General features: G+C 32.0%; 3 protein-coding genes. All 3 read left to right on the top strand.

Going from position 1 to position 3,717, the window contains the following annotated elements; all coding sequences use genetic code 11:
- Window positions 1–428: 428 nt before the first annotated feature.
- The 3 genes from H3T43_RS09255 to H3T43_RS09245 all read left to right on the top strand — a co-directional run bounded on the left by H3T43_RS09255 (window position 429) and on the right by H3T43_RS09245 (window position 3,141).
- A complete protein-coding gene (locus H3T43_RS09255; protein ID WP_370520810.1) occupies window positions 429–968 on the top strand; it encodes a helix-turn-helix domain-containing protein in 540 nt (179 codons plus the stop codon).
- 1,281 nt (window positions 969–2,249) lie between these two features.
- Window positions 2,250–2,645 carry a hypothetical protein gene (locus tag H3T43_RS09250; protein ID WP_187155203.1) on the top strand — a complete coding sequence of 132 codons (396 nt, stop codon included), beginning with the start codon at window positions 2,250–2,252 and terminating at the stop codon, window positions 2,643–2,645.
- Between the two features lie 16 nt (window positions 2,646–2,661).
- Complete coding sequence (locus tag H3T43_RS09245) at window positions 2,662–3,141, top strand: hypothetical protein (RefSeq protein WP_198214161.1); 480 nt, start codon at window positions 2,662–2,664, stop codon at window positions 3,139–3,141.
- Window positions 3,142–3,717 lie beyond the last annotated feature (576 nt).

Raw genomic sequence — 3,717 nt, 5'->3', positions numbered from 1 at the left:
AGAACATAGTACGAGGTACTATTGGCTGGGGTTAGCATATGGCGTTGCCCAGACCTTCAGATCATATTTTGGAGCGACAAAAAACAACGGCTCGGCTACTGTGCAGGGCGTTTTTTAGCTTAAATGTATGCTGGTCCTTTGTGACCAGATTAGTAACCAACGATCGACAAAGCGGTTAGTTAGATAGTTTCTTCTCCTTATTGCAAGGGGAAATTACCTAACTAACCGCTTTGCGGTTATGTTAGGTACCTTATGGGGTTAGTGTGTCCGCTGTTTGGAGGTTGTGGTGTTTCTGGTGTAGTCTGGGACGATCTTATTTTGAATAGTTATGTTTAGCTGTTTGAAAATGATATATGTAGTGAATAGAAGTTGAGTGGAAGTTAAGGTCATTGTTAGTATGGTTAATTGTATGTTAGATTGTTGTTGTAGTGTTCAAATGGATTGAAACGGTTAGGAAACAATTTATGAAGAAGCATGAACAGTTGTATAGCCAGAATAGAATTGCTGATATATTAGGTGTTAGCAAGAGTACATTGAGTAAGTGGTTGAAAGCCAATGCTGTTTCTCCAAAACAGTTAAAAGGTCAACGTAAATATTATGATAAAACGGTTATTGAACGGTATCAAAAGTCTAAAAAAGTTGATACTAAGGGGAAAAATCATCTAATTAATTCGTTGACTGTTTTTCAAACCGTTTCCGAAAAGCAGCATGAAATAGATGAATTGAAACAGTTGTTAAAAGATAAAGAAGAACAACTTAAAGAAAAAGATGAGCAGATAATGCTGCAGAATAATGAGTTAGTTGAGTTTGCAAAAAAATTTGCACAGTTAGCAGATCAGGCTCAGCAACTGAATTTAGTCGATAAGTCGTTGAGGCAGAAAAAATTTATCGATAAACCAGTTGAAAATTCTAAAGTGTTGAAGTCTAAATTACATTGGTGGCAAAAAATTGGAAAAACCAAGTTATAAGTTTGTAGATTTATTGGAGCTAAGTGACTTGCTATGTACGTTTAATTGCTAGATGTTTAGTTATTTTTTCTTTAATGTTTGTAGCATGTAAATGCACGAGTAGTATTGGGTCATAAGTTCAACTTTTTTGCAGTAATTTTTAAGAAATAGTATGCAATAACTTAATAATATCGGCAAAATAGCTTGTAATTACTAATATTAAGGTAATGAGCATAAGACAGAACGGTCCAACTTTAGTTGGAATCGCCAGTGGCGATGTTCTGAAATGCCTATGCGGTAAGGTTAATACGGGTAAAGCACTTTATCCAAAAATAGACTTAATATTAGTCTCTAATACCACCTAAAAATGGTAATATTACTACCGTATACCACCTAAAAATGATGATTTTACCACCTTGTACCACCTAAAAGTGAAGAAAATACCACCACTTTACAAGCCAATTATTTTTATTTTTTAAGGAAAACAAAAGCATGAAATCAAAAAAATTGTAGAAATACATGTTGTTTTTTCTGAAGAAACGAGTATTAAATTACGGCAACGTGCAAAGCAAAATGGAACTAATACCTGACTAAAGAGGGAATGTTTAATAATCCAGTCAATAATGTATTCTTGCGAAAATTCAAGACACAAACAATTTCCGCTATTGGTGGTGATTTCTGGACGTTCGATTTACGAATTTCCGCCAGTACCAAGGCTTGAAGACACTGTTTGCTGATTTGGAAATTTAAAAATCAGGTTTCTATAATATTAAGGTTAATAAAATAGAAGTTATCTACGAAAGTAATATTGATAGTTACCTAGTTCAAAACTACAGGTAATGCGATCGTTGTATTGAAATTTATGGGCAAACATAACATACTTAAGCCCCTAAAAATTGCGTGTAGGGGCTTATATGGACATATAAGCAATTATAATTTTGACTAAAACTAAAGCTAGAATGTAATATATATTGAAATTGGATATTAAAAAATTCAAATATACCAATTGGTCTAATTGTGAAATTTCTTAGAAATGAAAAAAGGAAAGGCTGTTAAATCAGTCTTTCCTTTTGCTATACGGCTTCAAATTCACAAACATTTTTTTGCTGCAGTTTGAAGCCTTGTAGCACTAGGTTTCGTAGCAACTTCGCTTAATGTACATTATGTAAAGTTGTTACTGGTATAGAGGATACTAAGCAAAAATAAGTTTGCATATATAATATAAAATATATATAATATAACATGTGTTTTTGTTTATATATAATATATATAAATATGCTTACAATAAGGGAGTACAGATTAATGAAAAAGAAATTGAAACATATATTAGGTATTATATATGTTTTTATGCTGATTGCAGCATCGATTGGATTAATAATTATAGATAGACATGATGTATGGGCAATGCTTAGAGAGTGTTTATCTTTAGTTGTAATACTTTTTATTATTTATATTGTAGTAACAAGTGGTGACGATGATGGAGATAATGATTCTAAAACATATAATTTTTTTGACATTATAGATATATTATTGCTTGGAATAGCAGCTGTTTTTATGTGCTTATATTTTTTGTATAAAAAATCATTTATTTTTTCTGGCATTGCTGTAGTATGTGTGATCATATGGAGTATATCTACGTTCCTATCCATTGTTATTGGCGAATATAAAGCTATTAAAAAGAATAATAAACATAAGTAAATTTAGAGGAAAAATCATGAAGATTAATCTAAAAAAATGTTTGATATTATTGTGTAGCATGGTTTTATTTATACAGCCAGCGTTAGATATTACATATAATGTGGCATCAGCTTCAAGTATAACTGCTCTATCTAGTAAAAGGTTAAAATTAAAAAAAGCTAAGAGTGATTTAAAAGTTTATGGCTTTACCGATAAGGAACTGAATTCACTATCTTATAAAAATATTTTATCTTTAGATAAAAATGTTAGTAAAGATAGGATTTATGGATTTTGGGGAGGAGTAAAAACATGTGCAAAGTCGGTTCGATATTTTTATAAATTAGCACCTAAAAGTGTTAAAAAGCAGATTAGACGCTATGGTATTAAAAAGTTAATACAGGTAATTGATAGAATTAGTGGTACATCTAGTAAATTGGTTCATTTTCTTTGTAAAAAAGTACATATATCAAGAAAATGGGCCAACATATTAGCTAGAATAGTTAATATTATTCTTTAATTAGTTACTATGACTAATATGTTTTTGAATTTTATAATTTTAAATTCGTGAAACAGGTTTCTTATTTTAAGATTTTGTTATACAATATTTTTAACAATTAAATACATGAAAAAAGCTAATCTCAAACTTTTGCACGGTCACAGATTAGCTTCATCACCTGGATTAAGTATAACAAAAATACTTAAAAATTCAAGAGATGAAGTTAAAAAGACCTCCAAGCTAAGAGATTAGCCCGGAGGTCTTTTTCGTTATCAAGACAGCACATAAATTGCCAACAGGACAAAGTTGTAAAAAGGGACAGGTTTAATAGAGCCATCTCAAGTAATAAATCTATTTCCGAAAGCACGTAACGAATGCAGTGGGGCAAGTGGCGGTGACGACCAGCAGTTAAGCGAACCAGGTCAGGGCGGTACAGACGACTACTGTCTGGTCAGAATTACTCATGTGTAAGGCGAGCAGGCAGCAGTGGAACATACGGCAGTAGCAAGGACAGAACATAGTACGAGGTACTATTGGCTGGGGTTAGCATATGGCGTTGCCCAGACCTTCAGATCATATTTTGGAGCGACAAAAAAC

Origin of the sequence: Lactobacillus sp. M0396 (assembly GCF_016101625.1) — a bacterium.
Lineage (GTDB): Bacteria > Bacillota > Bacilli > Lactobacillales > Lactobacillaceae > Lactobacillus > Lactobacillus huangpiensis.
The sequence above is the reverse complement of the archived record's forward strand: the minus strand, read 5'-3'. Positions and strand labels throughout refer to the sequence as shown.